This is a genomic window from Pseudonocardia kunmingensis (genome assembly GCF_006716445.1).
Taxonomy (GTDB): Bacteria; Actinomycetota; Actinomycetes; order Mycobacteriales; family Pseudonocardiaceae; genus Pseudonocardia; species Pseudonocardia kunmingensis.
In genome coordinates, this window is sequence record NZ_VFPA01000004.1 from 756215 (window position 1) to 778759 (window position 22545).

Below are 22545 nucleotides of genomic sequence, written 5' to 3' on the forward strand. Positions count from 1 at the left end.
AGTCCGGGCCACAACGGCGAACGCCGGGTCCTCCTCGCGGGAGGCCCGGCGTTCGCCCTGTTCAGGCTGGCGGTAGCGGTGGGATTTGAACCCACGGACGCTTGCACGTCACGCGCTTTCGAGGCGCGCTCCTTCGGCCGCTCGGACACGCTACCGCCGACGAGCTTACAAGGTGGGTCCCGCCCGGCCCGCCGGTGGGGGACCCCGGGAACCGGTCCGGCAGAATCCAGCGGTGATCTCCTCGTCCGCGGGCCGGCGCGTGCTCGCGACCGCCGTCCTCGTCCTCTCCGTGGCCGCGTGCGCGCCCGAGCCGGCCGCTCCGCCCGAGGCGGGCGGGTCCTGCGAGCCGGGTGCCCTGCCCACCCTCGCCGAGGGCACCCTCACGATCGGCACCGACCAGCCGGTCTACCCGCCCTGGTACCTCGACGACGACCCGAGCTCGGGCCGGGGGTTCGAGAGCGCCGTGGCCTACGCCGTCGCCGACGAGCTCGGCTACCCGCGGGAACGGGTGGCCTGGGCGCGCGTCCCGTTCAACGCGGCCGTCCAGCCCGGACCGAAGTCCTACGACCTGAACCTCACCGAGTTCTCGATCACACCGGAGCGGGCGCAGGCGGTCGACTTCTCCGCGCCCTACTACGACGTGAAGCAGGCGGTGGTCGCGCTCGGGTCGAGCCCGGCCGCGGGCGTCACCTCGCTCGCCGGATTGGCGGACATGCGGCTCGGGGCGCAGGTCGGCACCACCAGCTACGACGCGATCGTCGACCAGATCGCGCCGTCGACGCAGCCCGCGGTCTTCAACACCAACGACGACGCGAAGCTGGCGCTGACGAACGGCCAGGTGGACGCGATCGTCGTCGACCTGCCGACCGCCTTCTACATCACCTCCGCGGAGCTGGAGGACGCCACGATCGTCGGGCAGCTGCCGCTGGGCGAGGGCACGCCCGAGCAGTTCGGCGCCGTGCTGGACAAGGACAGCCCGCTCACCTCCTGCGTCAGCGCCGCCGTCGAGGCGCTGCGGGCGGACCGCACCCTCGCCGCGCTGGAGGACGAGTGGCTGGACTCGGCGGGGTCGGCACCGGAGCTGCGGTGACGAAGGCGCTCGACACGACCGGGCTCAGCCCGCTCGCCCGGGAGCGCCAGGCGTACCGGCGGTCCCGGGCCCGGCGCTCCACGCTGGTCGCGCTCGCCTCCACGCTCGTGTTCGCCGCGGCCGTCCTGTTCGGCGTCACGAGCTCACCGGGCTGGCCGCGCGTCCAGGACACGTTCCTCGACCTGGAGGTCGGCTGGTCGGCGCTGCCGGACGTGCTGGCCGGGCTGTGGCTCAACGTGCGCGTGCTCGTGGTCGCCGAGGTCGGGATCCTCGTGCTTGGCCTCGTGATCGCCGTGCTGCGGACGCTGCGCGGGCCGGTGTTCTTCCCCCTGCGCGCGCTGGCCACCGGCTACGTCGACCTGTTCCGCGGGGTGCCGCTGCTCATCGCGCTGTACCTGATCGGCTTCGGGTTGCCCGCGCTGCGCCTGCAGGGGGTGCCGACGGACGTGGCCGTGCTCGGCACGATCACGCTGATCCTCGTGTACTCCGCCTACGTCGCCGAGGTGTTCCGGGCGGGCATCGAGTCCGTGCACCCCTCGCAGCGGGCCGCGGCGCGCTCGCTCGGCCTCACCCACCGGCAGTCGATGCGCCTGGTGATTCTGCCGCAGGCGGTGCGGCGGGTGCTGCCACCGCTGCTCAACGACTTCGTCGCGCTGCAGAAGGACGTCGGGCTGATCTCCGTGCTCGGCGCCGTCGACGCCATCCGCGCGGCGCAGATCGCCTCCGCCCGCACGTTCGACTTCACGCCGTACGTCGTGGCGGCGCTGCTGTTCGTGCTGCTCGCGATCCCGACCGGCCGGATCGCCGACGCCGTGGCCGCCCGGGCGGCGCGCCGGGAGGGCCTGCGATGACGACACCCGTGCTCGAGGTGCGCGACCTCGTCAAGCGCTACGGCCCGACCACCGTGCTCGACGGGGTCGGCCTGTCCGTCGCCGAGCACCAGGTCGTCACGCTGATCGGCGCGTCGGGCTCGGGGAAGTCGACGCTGCTGCGGTGCGTGGACCTGCTCGAGGAGATCGACGACGGGCAGGTGCTGCTCGACGGGATCGACGTCTCCGACCCCCGCGAGGACGCCGCGGCCGCCCAGCGCCGGATGGCGATCGTGTTCCAGGCGTTCAACCTGTTCCCCCACATGACGGCGGCGCAGAACGTCGCGCTCGCCCCGCGCGTCGTGCACGGGGTGCCCGCGGGCGAGGCGCAGGAGCGGGCGCGCGACCTGCTCACCCGGGTCGGGCTCGCCGACCTCGCCGATGCCCACCCGGACCGGCTGTCCGGCGGCCAGCAGCAGCGGGTGGCGATCGCCCGCGCGCTCGCCGTGCGACCGCGCCTGCTGCTGCTCGACGAGATCACCTCAGCCCTCGACCCGGAGCTGGTCGGCGAGGTGCTGACGATCGTCCGCGAGCTCGCCGTCGGCGGCGTCACGATCCTGATGGCGACGCACGAGATGGGCTTCGCCCGGCAGGTGTCGGACCGGGTCTGCTTCCTCGACGGCGGGCGGGTGCTCGAGTCGGGCCCGCCGGACCAGGTGCTGGGCGAGCCCGAGCACGAGCGGACCCGCCAGTTCCTCGCGCGCGTGATCGCGGCGGGGCGGCTCGGCTGACGAGCACTCTACGGTGATCGTCATGCGCCGGTTGCTCGCCGCTCTGCCCGTCCTGCTCCTGCTGCTCGCGGGCTGCGCCTCGACGCCGCCGCCCCCACCGCCGCCGCCCCCGGCTCCGGCCCCGCCGGCCCCGACCACGCCGCCGGCGCCGGTGACGCCGACGATCGAGACCACCGCCGGTGAGTGGGCGGGCCGGATCGGGATCCCCGGTTCCCCGCTGGACGTCGGCATCCGCCTCACCGCCGAGGGCGGCGGGCTGCGCGGTGCGATGAACATCCCCTCCCAGGAGCTCGCGGCCGTGCCGCTGGCCGACGTGGTGCTCGAGGGCCGCAACCTGAGCTTCCGGCTGCCCGACGTGCCGGGCGACGCGCACTTCCGCGGCACGTTCGAGGCCGACGCGGCGAGCATCCCCGGCGCGTTCACGCAGTTCGAGCAGTCGTTCCCGCTCGTGCTGCGGCCCGGCCCCGCCTCGGGTCGGCCGCAGGACCCGCGGCCACCGTTCCCCTACGCCGCCGAGGACGTCGCCTACCCGGGCCAGGGCGTCGACGTCGCGGGCACCCTCACCGTGCCGCAGGGACCGGGCCCGCACCCCGCGGTCCTGCTCGCCACCGGCAGCGGCGCCCAGAACCGGGACGAGGAGCTGTTCGGACACAGGCCGTTCCTGCTGCTGGCGGACACACTGACCCGAGCGGGTTACGCCGTGCTGCGCGCGGACGACCGCGGGGTCGGCGGCACCGGCGGCGACCTCCACGCGTCCACTTTCGACGACCTGGCCGGCGACCTCGTCGGCGGCGTCGCGTACCTGCGCACCCGGCCGGAGATCGACCACGCGCGCATCGGGATGCTCGGGCACAGCGAGGGCGGCTACGTCGTCCCCCTCGCCGCACAGCGCACCGACATCGCGTTCGCCGTGCTGCTGGCCGGGCCGGCCGCGCACGGCGAAGAGGTGCTGGTCGAGCAGAGCCGGCTGCTCATGGACTCGGCCGGGGCCCCGCCCGCGGCCGTCGAGGAGCAGGTCACCTTCCTCCGCGACCTCATCCGGCTGCTGCGGGTGGAGGACTACGAGGGAGCCCGGGCGGTCAGCAGGCAGCAGCTCGCCACCCAGGCGGCCGCCCTCCCCCCGGAGCAGCAGCCGAGCCGCGAGGAGATCGAGGCGCAGGTGGCGGCGACCATCACCCCGATCTACCGCTCGTGGGTGGTGCACGACCCGGCACCGTCCCTGCGCGCGCTCGACGTCCCCGTGCTGTCGCTCTTCGGCGGCTCCGACCTGCAGGTGCCGCCTGCGCAGAACGAGGCGGCGATGCGCGGGCTCCTGGCGGGCAACCCGGACGCCACCGTGCAGACCCTGCCCGGGCTCAACCACCTCATGCAGCCCGCGGTCACGGGCGGGTTGGAGGAGTACGCGACGATCGGGACGACCATCGACCCGAAGGTGCTCGACCTCGTGAAGGGCTGGCTCGCCAAGCGCTTCCCGACGTGATCCGGCGCTACGGTTGCTACGGAGGTGCGACCGTGGCGAGAACCATCCCCCACTACCGGGAAGCCGGGTTGCTGCCGGGCCGGCACCTCCGCAGCCTCGACGCCCTGCACGTCGCTGCCGCACTCCGCCGGGACGCGGACGTGATGCTCTCCTACGACCACCGGCAGCTGGCCGCGGCCGACGCCGTCGGGCTGCGGACCCTCAGCGTGTGAGCCGGTGGCCGGCGAAGAACTCCTCCAGCAGCGCCGCGCACTCGGGCGCGAGCACGCCCGGCACGACCTCCGGCCGGTGGTTGAGCCGCCGGTCGCGCAGGACGTCCCACAGCGACCCGGCCGCCCCCGTCTTGGGCTCCCACGCCCCGAAGACGACGCGCTCCACCCGGGCCAGCCCGATCGCGCCGGCGCACATCGTGCAGGGCTCGACCGTGACGGCGAGGGTGGCGCCCTCCAGCCGCCACTCCCCCCGGGCCGCCGCGGCGGCGCGGAGCGCGAGCAGCTCGGCGTGCGCCGTCGGGTCCCCGAGGGCCTCCCGGGCGTTGCAGGCGGCGGCGAGCTCGCGGCCGTCGGCGTCGACGACGACGGCACCGATCGGCACGTCACCGGTGCGCGGCGCGGCGGCGGCGACCTCCAGCGCGCGCCGGACCAGCGCCTCGTCCGAGGCGCGGTGGGGCGCGGTCACCGGGCGCCCGCGACCTCGCTGACCCCGTTGACGACCTCGGCGAGCGCGTCGGCGAACCCGCAGCGGCGCCCGATGGCGGCCAGCTGCTCGTCCGGGTAGAGCTCCACCTCCGCGGCGAGCACCTCGAGCTCGTCGGCGGGCAGCCCGAGATCGGCGACGATGGCGAGGTCGCCCTCCGGCCACGGCGGCGCGTCGAGGGCCTCCTCCTCGCCCGGGAGGTCGATGCGCAGCAGGTCGAGCACATCGGCGGCGACGTCGTAGTCCAGTGCCGCCACCGCGTCGGACACCATCAGCGCGATGCCGCCGGGCGTGGGCCGCAGCAGCACGAAGAACTCGTCGTCGACGTCGAGGAGGCCGATCACCGCCCCGGTGGAGCGCATCCGCCGCAGCTCGGTGATGGCCGTGTCCAGGTCGACGAGCGACTCGGCGGCCATCCGCCGGCACTGCCATGCCCCGTCCTCGCGGATCGCCGCGACGGCGAACCCGGGCACGGCCTGCTCACGCAGCTCCGCGGGACGCTCGACGCTCTGCACGGCCATGGCACTACGGTAAGCCCGTCGGGGACTGTGCTCCAAGCCACAGTCCGAAGTTGGCCCTCACGTCACCTCCACGAGGTGCCAGGATCGTGTACATGTCGCCTCCGGCCGCCCCGATCGAAGGACTGCACGCCCATGCCCGCAGCGTGCAGCCACGGACGGTAGCGCTGCGGCGCGCGCTGCACCGCCGCCCCGAGCTCGGGCTCGACCTGCCCGGCACCCGCGACGCGGTGGTCGCGGCGCTCGCGGACCTGCCGGTGCAGGTGCACCTCGGCCGCTCCGTCAGCTCGGTGGTGGCCGTGCTCGAGGGCGAGCGACCTGGCCCCACGATCCTGCTCCGCGGCGACATGGACGCCCTGCCCATGCCGGAGGACACCGGTCTGCCCTTCGCGTCCGAGGTGGCAGGCACCATGCACGCCTGCGGGCACGACACGCACGTGGCGATGCTCGCGTCGGCGGCGCACGTGCTCGCCGCGCGGCGCCACGAGCTCGCCGGCCGCGTCGTGTTCATGTTCCAGCCCGGCGAGGAGGGCTACCACGGCGCCCGCTACATGATCGAGGAAGGGCTGCTGGACCACGACGGGCCCGCAGGCCGGCCCGACGCCGCGTACGCCCTGCACATCAGCGCCACGTTGCCGCCCGGCGAGGTGCACGTGCGTCCCGGGCCCCTGATGGCCGCGGCCGACACCATCCGCGTCACGGTCAACGGCCGCGGCGGGCACGCCTCGGCACCGCACGACGCGCTGGACCCGGTGCCCGCCGCCGCCGCGATGGTCGGGGCGCTCCAGACCGCCGTCACCCGGCGCATCGACACCCACCAACCCGTCGTGCTGACGATCGCGCACATCACCGCGGGCACCACCGTGAACGTGATCCCCGAGACCGCGCAGCTCGAAGGCACGCTGCGCTGCCTGTCGGAGGTGGCGCGGGCGGCGATGCACGAGGAGGTCCGCCGGGTCTGCCACCACACCGCGATGGCCCACGGCTGCACGGCCGAGGTGGAGATCGAGAACGGCTACCCGGTCACCGTCAACGACCCGGGTGCCGCGAGCCGGGTCGACGCGCTCGCCGGCACCGTCCTGGGCCGCAAGCGGGTGGCGACGATGCCGACGCCGATCATGGGCGCCGAGGACTTCTCCTACGTGCTGGCGCAGGTACCGGGCGCGCTCGCGTTCCTCGGCGGCTGCCCGCGGGGCGTCGACCCCGCCGTCGCGGCGCCCAACCACTCCAACCGCGTCGTCTTCGACGAGGAGGCGATGGCCGCGGGCGTCGCGGTCTACGCGGGGCTGGCACTGGCCGGGCTCTGACCCCTGGCCCCGGCCCGCGGCGACCCGGCGGCAGGATGGCGGCGTGCTGCCTCCCCTCCGCGAGCTCGGGATGGCCCTGCGGTCCCGCGAGCTCTCCGCCACCGACCACGTCCGCGACGTCCTGGGCCGGCTCGGCGCCGACACCACCGGCGCTGTCATCACCCTCGACGCCGAACGCGCGCTCGCCGCGGCCGCCGCGCTCGACGAGGAGCTCGCGCGCGGGTCGTGGCGCGGCCCGCTGCACGGCGTCGCGGTCGGGGTGAAGGACCTGATCGACGTGGCCGGGCTGCCCACCCGTGCCGGGTCGGACGTGCTCGCCGACGCCCCGCCCGCCGCCGCGGACGCCCCCGTGGTCGCGCGCTTGCGCGAGGCCGGTGCGGTCGTCGTCGCGAAGCTGCACACCCACGAGTTCGCCTACGGGCCCACCGGCGACGTCGCCGCCACCGGGCCCGCCCGCAACCCCCACGACCCCACACGCATCACCGGCGGCTCGTCCTCGGGCTCCGCGGCCGCGGTCGCCTCCGGGCACGTGCCGCTGGCGCTGGGCACCGACACCGGCGCGAGCGTGCGCACCCCGGCCGCGCTGTGCGGGGTGGTCGGGCTCAAGCCGGCGTACGGCGCGCTCTCGGCGCAGGGTTGCTTCCCGCTCTCGGAGACCCTCGACCACGTCGGCGTCCTCGCCCCCGACGTGCACGCGGCGTCCGTCGCGTGGGACGTGCTGAGCCGCCCGGACGGCACCGGTGGCGGCATCCAGGCGCCCGGCGTCGACGGCGTGCGCGTCGGCGTGCTCGTCGACGAGTACTGGCGCGCGCTCGACCCGGCGCTCACGGCGGCCGTCGACACGGCCGCGGCCCGCCTGGAGAAGGGCGGCGCGCAGGTGCAGGACGTGCGCACCCCGATGATCGACGAGCTCGCCGCGACCTACCCGGTGATCGTCGGCGCCGAGGCGTACGCCACGCACGCACACTGGCTGCGGGAACGACCGCAGGACTACCAGGAGATCACCCGCGAGCGGCTCCTGCCCTTCGCCGACCTACACGCACGCGCCTACGTCGACGCGCTGCGCACCCGCAGGCGCCTCACCGCGGCCCTGCGCGCCGCCGTGGACGGCGTCGACGTCCTGCTGCTGCCGACCACCCGCCTGCGCGCCACCCCGATCGGCGCGGAGGAGGTCGAGGTCGCGGGCTCCCGCGTCCCCGTGCGGCCGCAGCTGCTGGCGCTCACCCTGCCGTTCAACCTCACCGGGTGGCCCGCCGTCTCGGTGCCCGGCGAGGTCACCGACGGCGGCCTGCCCGCGGGGGTCCAGGTCGTCGGCGTGCGGCTGGAGGAACGCGGCGTCCTGCGGGTGGCCGCGGCCCTCGAGCAGGCCTGATCGATCCGAGCCGCACACCATGGCCCGGTGCCGAGTGCGGCTCGCGACGATCAACGGTGATCGTCGCGAGCCGTGCGTGACGGCTGCCGGCACGACGCCGTGGTGCGGGTCGGAACGATCTGACTTGGTGATCGCTACGAGGAGTACAGCAGCGCTGCGACTACCACCCTGGTGTGCGGCTGGGAACGATCTGCGGGGATCGGTGATCAATCCGGGGCGCACAGCAGGGCGGTGCCGGCCGCGGTGGTGTGCCGGTCGGAAGGATCTCGGGTCGGGGCGGCGCCTCGCTCGTGTGCGGCTCGCGGCGATCAGCGCGTCCGGAGGGTGCTGCAGCCGGAGCGGAGCGGCCGCGTAGCGTCTCGCAGCGTGACGGAACGGGCGGTGTGCGTGATCGGCGCCGGGCTCATCGGCGGGTCGCTGCTGCGCGCCGTCGGGAAGGCCGGCCGGGCGGTGTGGGGGACGAGCGCGTCCGAGGAGACCGCCGCGCAGGCCCGCGTCGACGGGTTCGACGTCGGCACCGACACCGACGCCGCCCTGCGCCGCGCCGCCGAGGCGGACGCCCTCGTCGTGCTCGCCGTGCCGCTGCCGGCGCTGCCCGCCGTGCTGCGCCGGGTCGACGCGGTGGCCCCGACGTGCCGGCTGACCGATGCCGTGAGCGTCAAGGTCGCCGTGGCCGACGCCGTCGCGCGCCTCGCGCCCCGCGCCCGCTACGTGGGCGGGCACCCGATGGCGGGCACCGCCGAGTCGGGCTGGTCCGCGGGTGCCGCCGGCCTGTTCACCGACGCCGCGTGGGTGGTGGCCACCGACGACGGCGCCGACGCGGAGGTGTGGGCCGACGTCGCCGAGCTGGCGTGGGCGTGCGGGGCCCGGGTGGTGCCGGCCGCGTCCGACGAGCACGACCTCGCCGTGGCGCGGGTGTCGCACCTGCCGCACCTGCTCGCCGCGGTGCTCGCGGCCGTCGGCGCGGCGGGCGAGGACGAGCTGCCCCTCGCGCTGGCCGCGTCCTCCTTCGCCGACGGCACCCGCGTGGCCGGCACGCGCCCCGAGCTCGTCCTCGCGATGTGCGAGGGCAACCGGGACGCGCTGCTCGCCGCCGTGGACGACGCGCTGGGCAGGCTCGGGGCGATGCGCGGGGCGCTCGCGTCCACCGGCGGCCTCGCGGCCACGGTGCACGCCGGGCACGAGGGGCGCCTGCGCTGGGCCGCCGCCCGCGACCCGCAGCTGCTGCGGGTGCACCGCGGTACGGCACCGGACGAGCTGCGCGCCATCGGCCGCCGCGGCGACGCCGTCGCCGGCTGGTCGGGCTGAACGAAATCACAGGCGACGCCGGCGCGGCCTCTGCTAGCGTCGACGACGTGCGGCACCACTACTTCCTCTGAGAGGCCGAACACGGCGGCCCCGGCTCCCGCTCCCGGGATGCGGGCCGCTGTCGCGTGTTCGGCCCTGATCGCACATCTCACGGACCTCCCCCGCACGAGCCGTCGTGCTCGCGCGCGCCGCGGGGTCCGCTCTCGGAGGAACCGTGTCCACCCCCATCGCCCTACCGGCCCGTACCCGGGCCCACCTCTCCGCATCCGACCTGCACGTCGCCCGCGGTGGGCGTCCCGTCCTGACCGGCGTGGAGCTCACCGTCTCGGCGGGCGACCGGCTCGGCGTCGTCGGCGAGAACGGCCGCGGCAAGACCACGCTCCTGCAGGTGCTCGCGGGCACCCTCGTCCCCGATGCTGGTTCCGTGCACCGCGCCGGCACCGTCGGCGTCGCCGACCAGGAGATCCCGGTCCCGGCCGACCGCAGGGTCGGTGACCTCATCGACGTCGAGCTCGCCGGCGTCCGCGCCGTGCTGGCCCGGTTCGACGCCGCGGTCGCGGCGCTGGCGCAGGAACGCCCCGGCGCCGAGCAGGAGTACGCCGACGCGCTCGCGGCCGCCGAGGCGATCGACGCCTGGGACGCCGACCGGCGCGTGGACCTCTCGCTGGCCGCCCTCGGCGCGGTCGACGACCGCGCGCGACCGCTCGACACCCTGTCGGTGGGCCAGCGCTACCGGATCCGACTGGCGTGCCTGCTGGGCGCGCGGCACGACCTGCTGCTGCTCGACGAGCCCACGAACCACCTCGACGCCGCCGGCCTGGCGCACCTCACCGCGCGGCTGCGGGAACACCCGGGCGGTGTCGTGCTGGTCAGCCACGACCGGGCGCTGCTCGCGGACGTCGTCACCGCGGTGCTCGACCTCGACCCCACCGACGACGGGCGCCCCCGCACGTACGCGGGCGGCTACGCCGGCTACCGCGAGGGCCACGCGGCCGAGCGGGAGCGCTGGGCCGCCGAGCACCGGGAGCAGCAGCGCGAGCGGCAGCGCCTGTCCGACGACCTGTCGGCGGCGCAGAACCGCCTCTCCACCGGGTGGCGACCGGACAAGGGCACGGGGAAGCACACGCGCGCGACGCGGGCACCGGGGCTGGTGCGGGCCGTGCACCGGCGGCGGGCCGACCTCGAGGCGCACGCCGTGTCGGCGCCGGAGCCGCCCCAGCGGTTCGCCCCGCCCGCGTTGCCCGCGCTGCCGGGCGCGACGCTGCTGGACGCCGCCGACGTCACCGTCCAGCGCCGGCTGGAGCGCCCGCAGTCGCTGTCGCTGCGATCGGGCGACCGGCTCGTCGTCACGGGACCGAACGGGTCCGGGAAGTCGAGCCTGCTGGCGGTGCTCGCCGGCGCGCTCGAACCGAGCACCGGGCGGGTGCACCGGTCGCGCGCCGCCCGGGTGGGGCTGCTGGCGCAGGAGTCGGCGGCACCGCCGCGGCGGCGGGCGATCGACGTCTACGACGCGGCGGTCGGCCGGCTCGTCAGCGCGGGCCGGCTCGCCGAGGGCGAGGTGGTCGGGCTGGGCGCGCTCGGCCTGCTCCCGTCGCGGGACGCCCGGCGACCGGTGGCGGAGCTGTCGGTCGGGCAGCAGCGCCGCCTCGGCCTCGCCGTGCTGCTGGCGGCCCGGCCGCACGTCGTGCTGCTCGACGAGCCGACGAACCACCTGTCCATCGCGCTGGTCGACGAGCTGACCGAGGCGATGGCCGCGACCGCGGCGGCGGTGGTGATCGCGACGCACGACCGGCAGCTGCTCCGCGACACGGCGAGCTGGCCCCGCCTGCCCCTCTGAGCCCGCGGGCGGAGCCGGGTCAGCTGGTGGCCGGCTCCAGCCTGAGGGCGAGGCCCGGGTAGGTCGCGACCACGCCCTCGGCGTCGACCTGCAGGTCGGCGGCGAAGTCGCCCCACCGGAACCCGATCTCGGCGTGCCCGGTGGCCTCGTCCAGCACCGACACGGTGCGGTAGGTCTGGTCGGCCACCTGCACCTCGAGCTCGGGCAACGACACGGACACGACCGGCAGCGTCTGCTCGCCCGCCTCGCGGTGCAGGCCGAGTCGGCGGATCGGGATCGTGTTGAACATCGGGCTGAAGGCGAGGTCGACGTCGACGGCGCCCGCGCAGTCGTCGCGCACGGCGCCGGTGCCCGTACCGGTGTCGAGCAGCCAGACGCCGTCGTCGGTGCGGTTGATCGTGAGGTGCCGCTCCCGCTCCGCGGTGGCGCTGGTGACCGACAGCCGCGCCAACCGGCCGTCCTCACCGACCACGAGCCGGTAGGACGCCGTGAAGCCACCGGTCGGCTCGACGCGGACCATCCGGCCGAGGGCGCGGAACCCCCCGTGGCCGGGCAGCATCCGGGTGCCCTCGAGCCCGTGGCCGTCCTCGGCCTGCCACGTCAGCATCGTCGTCACCGGGACCACCGTAGACGAGCCCCGCGCCGATGGTGACCCTGCGTCATGTGCACTGGCCGCAAGCCTGCCTCCCCGTCGCCGACGCGCGCCGCTCGTGATCCACACCATCGTGCACCCGGTCGGCGCGGGGGGCTAGTGGTGCCGTCAGACCTCGTGCTGGATGTGGTCGGGATCGAGGTCGTCGCGCACGCCCCGGAAGACGGGCCGGCGCAGCCGCCCGCCGTCGGTCCAGCCGGAGTGGCCGACCTCGACGACCGTGAGCGGCTCGCACCAGCGGGCCCCGGTGGTCTCCGCGCGCGGCAGCGGCCCGGTGAACGGCGGTGCCCCCGTCTCGACCAGTCGCTCCCGCAGGACCCGCTGCACGAGCTCGCCCGCCAGTCCCGAACCGACGCGGCCCGTGTAGCGCAGGCCGTCGCCGTCCGGCACGCCGAGCAGGAGGGCACCGATCCGACCCGCGCTGTTGCGCTCCGGCCGCCAGCCCCCGACGACGCACGCCTGCGTCTGCCGGTGCGTCACCTTCGTCCAGCCGGGGCTGCGGTGCCCCGGCCGGTAGACGCTGTCGCGGCGCTTGGCGACGATGCCCTCCATCCCGCGCTCGCGGGTTGCCTCGAACAGGGCCCCACCGTCGGTATAGGTCGGGGACAGCGAGAGCACCGGCACGGCGGCGAGGTCGAGCCGTTCCAAGGTGCCGCGCCGCTCGACGAGGGGGCGCCCCAGCAGCGGCACCCCGTAGAGGCGGAGCACGTCGAACACCATGAACGTGACGGGCCGGGCACGGGCGACGCGCGTCGCGACCGGGCCGTGCATCCGCTCGGCGAGCGCCGCGAAGCTCGGCACCCCGTTCTCGAGGAGCACCACCTCCCCGTCGAGCAGCACGTCGGGCGCCAGGCGCGTCAGCTCGGCGAGCTCGGGGAAGTTCGCGGTGACGTCGCGCTCGCTGCGGCTGGACAGCCGCACCCGCCCGTCGGCGACGTCGGCGAGCAACCGCATCCCGTCCCACTTCACCTCGAAGAGCCATTCCGGACCGTCCGGAAGGGCTCCAGGGGTGGCGAGCATGGGCTGCACGCCGCCATGCTGACACCTCAGGGTCGCGATTCGTGGAGGGAACGGGGGCTCGCATGCGCGCGATGTGGAGCGGCGCGGTGTCGTTCGGACTGGTCAGCGTGCCGGTGAAGGCGTACTCGGCCACGTCCAACCACGACATCCGCTTCCACCAGGTGCACGCGGCCGACGGTGGGCGGATCAAGTACAAGCGCACCTGCTCGATCGACGGCGAGGAGGTCGAGTACGCCGACATCGTCAAGGGCTACGAGACCGAGGACGGCGAGCTGATCACCCTCGACGAGGAGGACCTCGACTCGCTGCCCACGAAGTCGGGGCACGAGATCGACGTGGTCGAGTTCGTGCCCGCGGACCAGATCGACCCGCTGCTGTTCGAGAAGAGCTACTACCTCGAGCCGGACGCCAAGGCGGCCAAGCCGTACGCGCTGCTGCGCGAGGCGCTCGTGCAGACCGACCGGATGGCGGTCGTCAAGGTCGCGTTGCGCCAGCGGGAGAGCATCGCGCTCCTGCGGGTGCGGGACAAGGCGATCGTGCTGCAGACGATGCTGTGGCCCGACGAGGTGCGCGAGCCCGAGTTCGACGTGCTCGACGCCGAGGTGGAGCTGCGGCCACAGGAGCTGACGATGGCCGCGTCCCTCGTGGAGAGCCTCGGCGCCGACTTCGACCCCTCGCAGTTCCACGACGAGTACCGCGACGCGGTCGTCGACCTCATCGAGCGCAAGCGCACCACCGGCGACACCCGGCCCGCGCCTGCCGCCGAGAAGCGCGACGAGGGCCCCGACAGCATGACCGACCTGCTCAGCGCCCTGCAGGCCAGCGTGGAGGCGGCCAGGGCCGGCGGAAAGCAGGAGGACCCGGCCCCGAAGAAGGCGCCGGCCCGCAAACCGTCGTCGAAGAAGAAGGATGAGGCGGAGGAGGCCCCGCGCAAGCGCACCCGCAAGCCCGCCTGAGCCGCTGATCCGCATGACGAACGGCACTTTCGTCAGCTAGGTAGCGACGAAAGTGCCGTTCGTTGCGGGGGTCAGGGGCCCAGGGCGTTCTCCGGCGGCTGCTCGTCGGCCGCCAGGGCGTCGAACAGGGCGGTCGCCCGCTTCTTGTCCCAGTTCACCACGCCGTCGCGGACGGGGACCGTCGTCGAGATCCCGCTGGACAGGCCGCGCATCGCCAGGCCGAGCTGGGCGAGGTGCCAGACGTGGGTGCCCTCGTCCACCGCGACCGAGCCGGACAGGCCGGTGGCGAGCGGCACGATCCGGAACGGGTTCAGCAGCGTGGTCGGGCTGGTGGCCTTGTCGAGCAGCGCGGAGATGAAGGCGCGCTGGCGTTCCACGCGGCCGAAGTCGGAGCTGGCGGTGGCGCGCGTCCGCACGTAGCCCAGCGCCGTGGCCTCGTCCAGGGTCTGGCAGCCGGCCTCGATGTCCAGGGCCGCCTTGGGGTCCTCGATGGCCTCGGGGACGCACATCTCCACCCCGCCGACGGCGTCCACCACCGAGACGATGCCGAGGAAGCCGATCTCGATGTAGTGGTCGACGTGCAGCCCGGTGGCACCCTCGACGGTGCTCACGAGCAGCTCGGGCCCGCCGCCCTCCGCGCCGCCGCCCCGGCCGTACGCCGAGTTGATCTTGTGGCGGCCGTGTCCGGGGATGTCGACCATCGAGTCGCGCGGGATGCTCACCAGGGTGGTGGGCCCGCTGCCGGTGTGCAGCAGCATGATCGTGTCGGTGAGCTCCGACTCCGGGGCACCCGTGGCGTACTCGTCGCGCTGCTCGGGGGTGAGGTTGGCGCGGCTGTCCGAGCCCACGATCAGCCAGTTGGTGCCCTCCGAGCTCGCCGCGCTGTCCGACGGCAGTGCGGGCACGCGCGCGAGGGTGGTGTCGACGTAGACCGCGAAGCCCAGCGCCAGCACCACCAGCAGCACGAGCGCGGTGCGGATCCGGCGGCCCCAGCTCCGGCGGGGCCGGACGGGGCGCGGCCGCGGCGGCCTCCGGGGCGGGGCGCCCGCTCGCCCCTGGCCGCCCCCGCGCTGCGCGGGGAGCAGCGCCGTGCGCCGCAGCGGACGCGGCCTGCGCGGGGGCACCTGCCGCGGCGGCGGGTACGGCGGGCGCTGCTGCGGCGGCGGGTACGGGGGCTGCGCCGCGGGACCCGGCGGGCGGGGACGCTGCGGCTGCCCCCAGCCGGGGCCACCACCGCGGCGCGGGGGCGGCCCGGGCGGCCGACCCGGCGGCGGTGCGCCGCGGCCTCGGTACTCGTCCATAGCTCCCACCATCCCCGTTCCTCCGGGCCGCCGTCACGACGCACCGGTCTCGCACTGATGAGACGCACGACCGGGTGGTCCGGTTCCACGGGGGGGCGGGACCGGGCGCCCGCCGGACGTCACGAGGAGAGCAGCGGTTCCCCCTCGAAGAACCCGAGCTCCTCGCAGTAGAACTCGATGCCGACGCCGTTGGGGTCGCGGATGTACAGGCTGTTCTCGACGCCGCGGTCCGGCCCGACGTAGGAGATCCCCGCGCCGTCCAGCCGCTTCCGCGCGGCGGCGAACTCCTCCGGCGACGTCGACAGGGCCAGGTGCTGCACGGCGCCGATCGTCTCGCGGAAGTCGGGGTGGTCGTGGCCCGGGAAGTCGAAGAACCCGAGCAGGTTGCGGTTGCCGATGTCGAAGAAGAAGTGGCTCGAGCCGGCGTAGTCGCGGTTCTCCACGAGCTCGACCAGCGGGAACCCGAGCAGCTCCTGGTAGAACCGGATCGTCTCCTCGACGTCGCGGCAGATCAGGGCGAGGTGGTGCACCCCACGCACGGTCGGTGCCGGGCGGGTGGCGGCGTCGGCCAGGTACCGCTCCTTCAGCTCGGCCCGGCGGGCCCGGACCGCCTCGAGCTCGGCTCCCTGCGGCTGCGGCATCGGATCGTCCTCTCGTCGTCGGCCCTGTCGTCGGACCGGAGTACCACCGGAACGGTAGTTGCAGCTACAACATTCCGGCTGTGCCCGATCCGCACTGTGCAACAGGCCCGGGTGACCGCCTGCCGTCGGGGTAGTCCGGTCCCGTGATCGACCGCTTCGACGGCTGGATCGCCGGCCTCGGCACGGCGGAAGGCCTGCGGGCCGTCGTCGGGCACTGGCCGCGCTCGCCGCTCGGCGCCTTCACCGACGTGATGGTGGAGCGCGCCGGCGGACACCGGCTGCTGCTGGCCCCGTCGGCCGAGGTCGCCGCGTTCGTCGGCGGCACGTACGTCTTCGACGAGGTCCGCGTCGGGCCGGTGCGGGCCCGCGTCGACGGCGCCCGGTGGCGGGTCGACGCCGGGCCGCTCGCCCTCGCGTTCACGGTCGGGCGGCGCGCCCCGCTCGGGTGGCTGCTGCGCGCGGTCCCGCGACGGCTCGCGACCCACCCCCGGTGGATCGCCGCGATCGACGTGGTCGCCCGCGCCGTGCTGCCCGGAGTGCGCACCCGGGGCAGCGCGAGCGGCGGGCGCCAGGAGTTCTACGGGGCCCTCGACCTGCACTCACTGACCGACGCGGCCGTCGGGTGGGAGGGCTCCGACCAGGGCGGCCTGGCCCCCGTGACGCCCCCGGTCCGCTTCGGCTTCGGCTCGACCCCGCGCCGCCCCTCGCTCACCCGGGTCGTCACCCTCGTGCGGAGGGCCTAGTGCAGACGTTCCTGCCCTACCCCGACTTCGCCGCCAGCGCCGCCGTGCTCGACGACCGCAGGCTCGGCAAGCAGCGCGTGGAGGCCCTGCAGGTGCTGCGGGCGCTGACCCGGCCGGTGTACGGCTGGAAGCACCACCCGGCGGTCCGGATGTGGGCCGGCTTCCCCGACGGGGTCGCCGCGTACGGCCTCGCGGTCTGCGCGGAGTGGACCGGACGGGGGCGCGCCGACACCTGCGCCGCGACGATCGGCACCGACCTCGCGGCGGCCGGGCGGCCCGCGCCGCGGACGCAGGCCGAGCTCGCGCGGGTCTGCGGTCTGCCGGACTGGCTCGGTGACGACCGCGTGCACCGCAGCCACCGCTCGGCCCTCGTGCGCAAGGACCCGGAGTTCTACGGACCCCTGTTCCCCGACGCGGACCCGGACCTCGCCTACGTCTGGCCGGTCTGAGGCGCTACAGCCAGCGCGGAGGCACGGGAACCGGGGACGGCGAGCCGTCGGCGGCACGTGCCTCGAGCGCCTCCGGCCCCGCGCGGCCCACCAGCCAGCCGAGCACGTCCGCCGCGGCGCCGCGCACCTGCACCGGGTGGACGTCCGGGCCGAGCGACCACGTCCGCTCCCGGTCCGTCGGGGCCAGCAGCGCTGCCGGGCAGCCCTCGGCCGCCGAGAGCGTGCCCGCCGCGTCGTCCAGCAACGCGTCGACGACCTCCGGCGGGAGGTCGGTGACGGCGACCCCGGCGTCGAGGTCCACGGCGTGCAGCCACACCTCCCGCACCCGCATCCACGGGATCTCGGCGGCGGGCAACGGCCGCCCCAGCGCGCTGCGCACCTGCGCCTCCCACGCCGGGCCGTCGAGCGCGGCGAGCGCGGCGTCGAGCTCCTCGGCCGTGGTGGCGAGCTCCCGGCGCAGGACGTCGGCCGGCTGCCGCGCGGACGACTCGATCTCCGCCGCGCGGTGCTCGCGCGAGGGGTACATCGGGCTCTCGACGCCGGTGCGGGCCCAGGTGGCGAGGCGGGTGAGGGCCTCGGCGTTGCGGGCGACGTGCGCGACGACGTGGGCGCGCGACCAGTCCGGCAGGGCGCTCGGGGCGCGCAGCGCGTCGTCGGGCAGGGCGTCGACCGCCCGCACGAGCAGTTCGGTGCCCGCGCCCATCCAGGGCAGGGTCACGGCGACATCCCGACGTTCCACGCGTGTCGACCCCTTCCGCCTCGCATCGGTGCGGATCCTACGGCGCGGGCGCGTCAGCCACCGGCGAGCGGATCGGCGAGCGGATCGGCGCTGCGCCGGGGGCGCCGCAGCTCGAGGAGGCCGTGGCGGCGCGCCGTGCGCTGCGCACGGGCACCGGCGACCAGCCCGAGGCCCGCCCGCAGGGCGCTGGCGGCGTCGAGGGTGGCGTCGCGCGCCGCCGCGGAGAGCGCCGTGAAGCTGGCGTAGCCGTGGACGAGGCCCGGGAAGCGGCGGGCCACCACGGGGACGCCCGCCGCCCGCAGCCGGGCGGCGAGCTCCTCGCCCTCGTCGCGCAGGGGGTCGAACCCGGCGGTGGCGAGGTAGACCGGCGGCATCCCGCTCAGGTCGTCGGCCCGCAGGAGCGCGCCGCGGGTGTCGTCGGTGGGGACGCCGTCGGGCAGGTACATGCGTTCCAGGTCCTGCAGGAGCTCGGCCGTGAGGCCGAACCCGTTGCCGAACAGCTCCCGCGAGCCCCCCGTGCGCTCCACGTCGGTGACCGGGTAGAGCGCGAGCGCGAACGCCGGCACCGGGCCGCCGCGCACGGCCTGCTGGTGCGCCACGACGAGCGCGAGGTTGGCCCCGGCGCTGTCGCCGCCGACCGCGATCAGACCGGGGTCGGCGCCGAAGCTCGCGGCGTCGGCCTGCACGGCCCGGAACGCCGAGATCGCGTCCTCCAGCGCCGCCGGGTACGGGTCCTCGGGCGCCAGCCGGTAGTCGACCGACAGCACGCGCACGCCGGACTGCGCGGCCAGCAGCCGGCACAGCGGGTCGGTGGAGGCGACACTGCCCACGACGAACCCGCCGCCGTGGAAGTAGATGACCAGGGACCGCGTCTCGGGCACCGCGGGTGGGACGTACAGCCGCGCGGGCAGGGGCCCGATCTCGCCGGGCACCTCCAGGTCACGGGTCTCGATGTCGTCGAGCAGGTTGTCGGCGACGAGGTCGGCGGCCAGGTCGGCCTGCCGGCGCTGCTCGGCGAGGGTGGCCCGATCGATGGTGCCGCCGTCGCCGCTGCTCAGCCGGTCGAGGCGCCCGAACAGCTGCAGGTCGAGATCGAGCTCCTGCCCGTCGAGCCGGATGGTGCGACCCGCGAGGGCGCGCTTGAACGGCCGCGGGAGCCCGAACACGACGCGGAGGCCCCACCGCAGCGCCTGCACCCGCAGCTTCTCCCCCAGCACGTCCGCACGGTACGCCGCCGGGGTCGGAACTTCTCCGGTGGCGCTCGCTACTTCATCGCGCCCGCGTTCAGCCCGTCCTGGATGCGGCGCTGGAACGCGATGTACACCGCGAGCACCGGGAGCAGGGCGATCACCAGGCCCGCGAACAGCGCGCTCCAGTCGCTGCGGTAGCCCTGGTTCGCGGCCAGCACGGCGAGGCCCTGGGAGAGGACGTACCGGTCCTGGTCGGGCATGAGCACCAGGGGCAGCAGGAACTGGTTCCACAGGCCCAGGAAGTTCAGGATGCCGATGCTGATCATCCCGGGGCGGGCCAGCGGCAGCATGATCTTGAAGAACGCGCCCGCGTGCGAGCAGCCGTCCAGCATCGCCGCCTCGACGAGCGCCCTCGGCAGCGTCCGGAAGAAGCCGGTGAGGAAGAAGACGGTGAACGGCAGCGCGTACGCCGTGTAGACCAGGATCAGCCCGTGGTAGGTGCCGAGCATCCCCAGGTTCTGGACCACGAAGAACAGCGGCACCAGCGCCAGGAAGATCGGGAACGTCATCCCCGTGATGAAGGTGTAGTAGATGACGTCCCGCCCGCGGAACTCGTACTGCGCGAGCACGTAGGCCACCATCGCGCCGAGCAGCATCACCAGCACCACGGCCGCGCAGACGACGATGGCGCTGTTGAGGAAGTAGCGGCCGATGTTGGCGGTGGTCCACGCGCGGACGAAGTTCTCGAAATGCCACTCCGACGGCAGGGCCCACGGGCTGGTGAAGATCTCGCGGTCGGACTTGAAGGCCGTCAGCGCCGCCCACAGCAGCGGCACCATGGCCAGCACCGTCCACAGCACGAGGAACCCGTGCGAGAAGACGTTCAGCGTGCGCTCGGCGCCCGACGGGCCACCGTCGGGGACCTTGCGGTCCCGCCGCAGCGGCGGTCGCGACGGGGCCGGAGCCGATGCCGGCGTGTCGATGCTCATCTGTGCCGCCTCCTCAGTACTCGACCCGCTCGCGGCGGCCCATCCGCAGGAACGGGACCGCCAGCACCAACGTCACCAGGCAGAGCGCGACACCGATCGCCGACGCGTAGCCGAACCGGCCGTCGGTGAACGCGGCGCGGTAGAGGTACTGCGCCACCACCTCGGTGGATCCGTCCGGCCCACCGTCGGGAAGGATCACCTGCAGCAGCGCGAACCCGTCGAGCATCAGGATCCCCAGGTAGACGTACGAGGTCTTGAGCGTGTCGGTGATCATCGGCAGCGTGATGCTGCGGAACGTGCGGAACCGGCCGGCACCGTCGAGCACCGCGGCCTCGAACACGTCGGTGGGCAACGACTTCATCGCCGCGCTGAACACCACGTAGTAGAAGCCGACGTAGATCCAGATCAGCACGGCCATCACGGCCGGCAGCGCGAACGTCGTGTCCCCGAGCCACGCGCGGGTCAGCCAGTCGAAGCCGACCACGCGCAGCAGCCCGTTCAGCAGGCCCGCCTGCGGGTTGTAGAAGAACCCGAACAGCACGCCCGCGATCACCAGCGGCACGACGTGCGGGAAGAAGAACACCACCTGGTAGAAGCGCGAGCCCCGGACGCCCCCGCGTCCGGCGCTGCCGCGCCGCCCCGCCAGCGTGGTCATGCTGGCGAGGAACAGCGCGATGCCGAGCGTCACGAGCGGCACCACGATCAGCAACTGGAGGTTGTGCGACATCGCCCGCCAGAACCGTCCGTCGCCCATCAGCTCCGCGTAGTTCCCGAGACCGATGAAGTTGCGGTCGGAGGAGAAGCCGCTCCAGTCCGTCATCGAGATGGAGAACGCCTGCACGTACGGCGAGATCACGAAGACGATGTAGAGCAGCAGCGGGACTGCGAGGAAGCTCGCGATGAACCGGTACTTGCCGTAGCGCATGGTGCCCTCGGTGTCCGTCGCTCAGCGGCTGTACTTGGTGACGTTCGCGTCGGCGGCGAGGCGGTCGGTCTCCGCCTGCATCGCGGCGAGGAACGCGTCCGCGCCGCTGCGGCCGGCGAGCAGGTTGCCCAGCTCGGTCTTCAGCAGCTGGCTGTAGGGCGAGTACCAGGTCCGGAACTGCCAGTTGAAGACGTCGTCGCCCGCGGCGTCCAGCCCGGCGGACAGCGACTCGAGCGCCGGGGTCTTCTGGATGCCGTCGGTGGCGCCGCGCACGCCGGGCACCGAGGCGGTGAGCTCGGCGAAGCGGCCCGCACCCTCCTTGGACAGCATCAGGCGCAGGTACTCCATCCCGCCGTTGACGTTCGCGGCGCGCGCCGGCACCAGGAACGCCTCGGCGGGCTGGGTGCGCAGTGCCGTGAAGGGCATGGCCGCGCCGGCGTCGAGCGTCGGCACCGGCGCCATGGCCATCCCGAAGTCCGGCGGCGCGATGCCCTTCATCTCGTTCTCCAGCCAGGACCCGGAGACGTAGAAGGCCGCTTGGCCCTCCGTCCACGCGGTCTGCGCCTCGGTGTGCTTGAGCCCCTCCGAGCCGGGCATGAAGTAGCCCTTGGCGACCATCTCCTCGAGGCCCTGCGTCGCGGCGAGGACCGTGTCCTGCGTCCACGATCCCGGCTCGAGGTTGTCGATCTTGCGCACGACGTCGATGCCGCCCTGCTTGATGGCGGCGCCCAGGTTGAGGTCGAGCACGTAGTCGGCGGCGTTGGTGCCCCCGTAGGCGAACGGGGCGACCCCCGCGGCCTTGATCTGCTCGCAGAGCGACATCATCTCGTCCCACGTGGTCGGGACCGCCCAGCCGCGCTGCTCGAACAGCGGCTCGGAGTACCAGATCGCGTAGGTCTCGTAGACGTAGTTGAGGATCAGGAACTGGTCGCCGAACGTGCCCTGCTCGATCACACCGGGCAGCAGCGTGTCGCGCACCTTCACGTTCGGGTCGTCCCAGGACGGGGCGTCGAGCAGCGTGCCGAGGTCGGCGAGCTGGCCCTCGGACACGAGCGTGGCGTACTCGATCTTCTGGGCGCCCGAGTCGTCCAGCACGTCCGGCGGGTTGCCGGCCACGAAGCGCGGCTGCATCTCCTGCGCGATCTGCGTGGTGGCCGTGTGCGTGACCTCGGCCTCCGGGTAGCGCTTCTTGTACAGCTCCTGGTGGAACTTCGCGTACTCCTCGCCGTACCCGCCGTTGAAGATGACGACGTCGAGGGCGGCGTCGGCGGCCACGCCGAGCGGGTTCTCCGCGCTCACGTCGCCCTGCGCGGCGGTCGAGGGACCGCCGCCGCTCGTCGCGCAGGAGGAGAGCACCCCGGCTCCCGGTACGGCGAGCAGCCCGGCGGCCGCGAGCCGCTGGAGGAACTTCCTGCGGTCCAGTCCGGCGGAACGGGCCCTGTTCATGACTGCCTCCTCGTTGAGATCGTCTGGTTCGACGGCCACGGCGGCCGGACGTGTCAGGCGGGACGGCGGATGCGGCCCGCGTAGCGCGCTTCGAGCGCGTCGTTGTGGGCGTCTCCCCCGGGCACGTTGGCCGAGAGGTAGACGGGAGGGGTCTCGCCCGCGGCGCGCATCGTGCGCACCACCTCGGCGACGATCATCTGCGCCAGCAACGCCGCGGTGATCGACGACACGGCGCAGACCGGGGTGTCGCCCGCGCCCAGCACGGCGTCGCCGTAGGGGGCCGTTG

At 74.5% G+C, this 22545-nt stretch carries 23 protein-coding genes, 1 tRNA gene and 1 pseudogene; 12 read left to right on the forward strand and 13 right to left on the reverse strand.

Features of this window, described 5'->3' with window-relative positions:
* Positions 1–67 precede the first annotated feature (67 nt).
* Positions 68–155: transfer RNA gene (locus tag FB558_RS33400), tRNA-Ser, on the reverse strand.
* 77 nt (positions 156–232) lie between these two features.
* Here FB558_RS33400 and FB558_RS33405 point away from each other — a divergent pair.
* The 5 genes from FB558_RS33405 to FB558_RS33425 are packed head-to-tail and all read left to right on the forward strand — an operon-like array spanning position 233 to position 4382.
* Positions 233–1090, forward strand: a complete 858-nt coding sequence (locus FB558_RS33405; protein WP_142060418.1) for an ABC transporter substrate-binding protein — start codon at positions 233–235, stop codon at positions 1088–1090.
* Positions 1087–1941 carry an amino acid ABC transporter permease gene (locus FB558_RS33410; RefSeq protein WP_142060419.1) on the forward strand — a complete coding sequence of 285 codons (855 nt, stop codon included), beginning with the start codon at positions 1087–1089 and terminating at the stop codon, positions 1939–1941. Before FB558_RS33405 ends, FB558_RS33410 begins: the two co-directional genes overlap by 4 nt.
* Entirely contained in the window at positions 1938–2690 is a 753-nt protein-coding gene (locus FB558_RS33415; RefSeq protein WP_142060421.1) for an amino acid ABC transporter ATP-binding protein, read from the forward strand. The genes FB558_RS33410 and FB558_RS33415 overlap by 4 nt, the downstream gene beginning before the upstream one ends.
* A gap of 22 nt (positions 2691–2712) precedes the next feature.
* Positions 2713–4170: an alpha/beta hydrolase family protein gene (locus tag FB558_RS33420; protein WP_142060423.1), complete on the forward strand. Its 1458-nt coding sequence runs from the start codon at positions 2713–2715 to the stop codon at positions 4168–4170.
* A gap of 32 nt (positions 4171–4202) precedes the next feature.
* Positions 4203–4382, forward strand: coding sequence for a PIN domain-containing protein (locus FB558_RS33425; RefSeq protein ID WP_142060425.1), 180 nt, complete (start codon positions 4203–4205; stop codon positions 4380–4382).
* Here FB558_RS33425 and FB558_RS33430 read toward each other — a convergent pair.
* Positions 4372–4848, reverse strand: a complete 477-nt coding sequence (locus tag FB558_RS33430) for a nucleoside deaminase (RefSeq protein ID WP_142060427.1) — start codon at positions 4846–4848, stop codon at positions 4372–4374. The genes FB558_RS33425 and FB558_RS33430 overlap by 11 nt on opposite strands.
* Positions 4845–5387 (reverse strand): tRNA adenosine deaminase-associated protein, encoded by a 543-nt coding sequence (locus tag FB558_RS33435; RefSeq protein ID WP_142060429.1) that lies wholly within the window; start codon positions 5385–5387, stop codon positions 4845–4847. Before FB558_RS33435 ends, FB558_RS33430 begins: the two co-directional genes overlap by 4 nt.
* A gap of 92 nt (positions 5388–5479) precedes the next feature.
* On the opposite strand from FB558_RS33435, the gene FB558_RS33440 reads away from it, so the two are divergent.
* The 4 genes from FB558_RS33440 (at position 5480) to FB558_RS33455 (ending at position 11208) form a co-directional block, all read left to right on the forward strand.
* A complete protein-coding gene (locus FB558_RS33440; protein ID WP_142060431.1) occupies positions 5480–6691 on the forward strand; it encodes a M20 metallopeptidase family protein in 1212 nt (403 codons plus the stop codon).
* Positions 6692–6734: 43 nt separating this feature from the next.
* Positions 6735–8063: an amidase gene (locus FB558_RS33445; protein ID WP_211367017.1), complete on the forward strand. Its 1329-nt coding sequence runs from the start codon at positions 6735–6737 to the stop codon at positions 8061–8063.
* 366 nt (positions 8064–8429) lie between these two features.
* Entirely contained in the window at positions 8430–9371 is a 942-nt protein-coding gene (locus tag FB558_RS33450) for a prephenate dehydrogenase (protein ID WP_142060433.1), read from the forward strand.
* A gap of 214 nt (positions 9372–9585) precedes the next feature.
* Positions 9586–11208: an ABC-F family ATP-binding cassette domain-containing protein gene (locus tag FB558_RS33455; RefSeq protein ID WP_142060435.1), complete on the forward strand. Its 1623-nt coding sequence runs from the start codon at positions 9586–9588 to the stop codon at positions 11206–11208.
* Positions 11209–11227: 19 nt separating this feature from the next.
* Here the strand turns inward: FB558_RS33455 and FB558_RS33460 are convergent, their stop codons facing one another.
* Both FB558_RS33460 and ligD read right to left on the reverse strand, forming a co-directional pair.
* Positions 11228–11815 (reverse strand): putative glycolipid-binding domain-containing protein, encoded by a 588-nt coding sequence (locus FB558_RS33460; protein WP_246106951.1) that lies wholly within the window; start codon positions 11813–11815, stop codon positions 11228–11230.
* A 153-nt stretch (positions 11816–11968) separates the two neighbouring features.
* Positions 11969–12880, reverse strand: coding sequence for a non-homologous end-joining DNA ligase (gene ligD, locus FB558_RS33465; protein ID WP_211367036.1), 912 nt, complete (start codon positions 12878–12880; stop codon positions 11969–11971).
* A gap of 62 nt (positions 12881–12942) precedes the next feature.
* Here ligD and ku point away from each other — a divergent pair, with 62 nt between their 5' ends.
* The gene (ku, locus tag FB558_RS33470) at positions 12943–13836 is read left to right on the forward strand and encodes a non-homologous end joining protein Ku (protein ID WP_142060441.1); all 894 of its coding nucleotides are present in this window, start codon (positions 12943–12945) and stop codon (positions 13834–13836) included.
* Between the two features lie 71 nt (positions 13837–13907).
* Here the strand turns inward: ku and FB558_RS33475 are convergent, their stop codons facing one another.
* Together FB558_RS33475 and FB558_RS33480 are read right to left on the reverse strand one after the other, a co-directional pair.
* Positions 13908–15137 (reverse strand): LCP family protein, encoded by a 1230-nt coding sequence (locus tag FB558_RS33475; RefSeq protein WP_170231648.1) that lies wholly within the window; start codon positions 15135–15137, stop codon positions 13908–13910.
* Positions 15138–15256: 119 nt separating this feature from the next.
* On the reverse strand, positions 15257–15778 hold the full coding sequence (locus FB558_RS33480) for a VOC family protein (protein WP_142060445.1): 522 nt from the start codon (positions 15776–15778) through the stop codon (positions 15257–15259).
* A 143-nt stretch (positions 15779–15921) separates the two neighbouring features.
* Between FB558_RS33480 and FB558_RS43545 the strand changes: the two genes are divergently transcribed.
* Positions 15922–16521, forward strand: coding sequence for a hypothetical protein (locus FB558_RS43545; RefSeq protein WP_170231593.1), 600 nt, complete (start codon positions 15922–15924; stop codon positions 16519–16521).
* On the forward strand, positions 16521–16970 hold the full coding sequence (locus FB558_RS33485) for an MSMEG_6728 family protein (protein ID WP_142060447.1): 450 nt from the start codon (positions 16521–16523) through the stop codon (positions 16968–16970). The genes FB558_RS43545 and FB558_RS33485 overlap by 1 nt, the downstream gene beginning before the upstream one ends.
* Before the next feature lie 4 nt (positions 16971–16974).
* Here FB558_RS33485 and FB558_RS33490 read toward each other — a convergent pair whose 3' ends face one another.
* From FB558_RS33490 to FB558_RS33515, 6 genes and pseudogenes are all read right to left on the reverse strand, one after another.
* A complete protein-coding gene (locus FB558_RS33490) occupies positions 16975–17688 on the reverse strand; it encodes a maleylpyruvate isomerase family mycothiol-dependent enzyme (protein ID WP_246106935.1) in 714 nt (237 codons plus the stop codon).
* Positions 17689–17762: 74 nt separating this feature from the next.
* Complete coding sequence (locus tag FB558_RS33495; protein WP_142060449.1) at positions 17763–18926, reverse strand: alpha/beta hydrolase; 1164 nt, start codon at positions 18924–18926, stop codon at positions 17763–17765.
* Between the two features lie 47 nt (positions 18927–18973).
* Positions 18974–19888 carry a carbohydrate ABC transporter permease gene (locus FB558_RS33500; RefSeq protein ID WP_142060451.1) on the reverse strand — a complete coding sequence of 305 codons (915 nt, stop codon included), beginning with the start codon at positions 19886–19888 and terminating at the stop codon, positions 18974–18976.
* Positions 19889–19901: 13 nt separating this feature from the next.
* The gene (locus FB558_RS33505) at positions 19902–20813 is read right to left on the reverse strand and encodes a carbohydrate ABC transporter permease (protein WP_142060453.1); all 912 of its coding nucleotides are present in this window, start codon (positions 20811–20813) and stop codon (positions 19902–19904) included.
* Between the two features lie 21 nt (positions 20814–20834).
* A complete protein-coding gene (ngcE, locus tag FB558_RS33510; RefSeq protein WP_142060455.1) occupies positions 20835–22259 on the reverse strand; it encodes an N-acetylglucosamine/diacetylchitobiose ABC transporter substrate-binding protein in 1425 nt (474 codons plus the stop codon).
* 53 nt (positions 22260–22312) lie between these two features.
* Positions 22313–22545: pseudogene (locus tag FB558_RS33515) on the reverse strand (sugar isomerase); the annotation flags it as partial.

Excerpts from the sequence above, each read along its gene's own strand:
- ku (WP_142060441.1), top strand. The coding sequence starts at position 12,943 with ATGCGCGCGATGTGGAGCGGCGCGGTGTCGTTCGGACTGGTCAGCGTG.
- FB558_RS33440 (WP_142060431.1), top strand. The coding sequence starts at position 5,480 with ATGTCGCCTCCGGCCGCCCCGATCGAAGGACTGCACGCCCATGCCCGC.
- FB558_RS33475 (WP_170231648.1), bottom strand. The coding sequence starts at position 15,137 with ATGGACGAGTACCGAGGCCGCGGCGCACCGCCGCCGGGTCGGCCGCCC.
- FB558_RS33505 (WP_142060453.1), bottom strand. The coding sequence starts at position 20,813 with ATGCGCTACGGCAAGTACCGGTTCATCGCGAGCTTCCTCGCAGTCCCG.
- FB558_RS33435 (WP_142060429.1), bottom strand. The coding sequence starts at position 5,387 with ATGGCCGTGCAGAGCGTCGAGCGTCCCGCGGAGCTGCGTGAGCAGGCC.
- FB558_RS33420 (WP_142060423.1), top strand. The coding sequence starts at position 2,713 with ATGCGCCGGTTGCTCGCCGCTCTGCCCGTCCTGCTCCTGCTGCTCGCG.
- ligD (WP_211367036.1), bottom strand. The coding sequence starts at position 12,880 with ATGCTCGCCACCCCTGGAGCCCTTCCGGACGGTCCGGAATGGCTCTTC.
- FB558_RS33500 (WP_142060451.1), bottom strand. The coding sequence starts at position 19,888 with ATGAGCATCGACACGCCGGCATCGGCTCCGGCCCCGTCGCGACCGCCG.
- ngcE (WP_142060455.1), bottom strand. The coding sequence starts at position 22,259 with ATGAACAGGGCCCGTTCCGCCGGACTGGACCGCAGGAAGTTCCTCCAG.
- FB558_RS33415 (WP_142060421.1), top strand. The coding sequence starts at position 1,938 with ATGACGACACCCGTGCTCGAGGTGCGCGACCTCGTCAAGCGCTACGGC.
- FB558_RS33460 (WP_246106951.1), bottom strand. The coding sequence starts at position 11,815 with ATGCTGACGTGGCAGGCCGAGGACGGCCACGGGCTCGAGGGCACCCGG.
- FB558_RS33480 (WP_142060445.1), bottom strand. The coding sequence starts at position 15,778 with ATGCCGCAGCCGCAGGGAGCCGAGCTCGAGGCGGTCCGGGCCCGCCGG.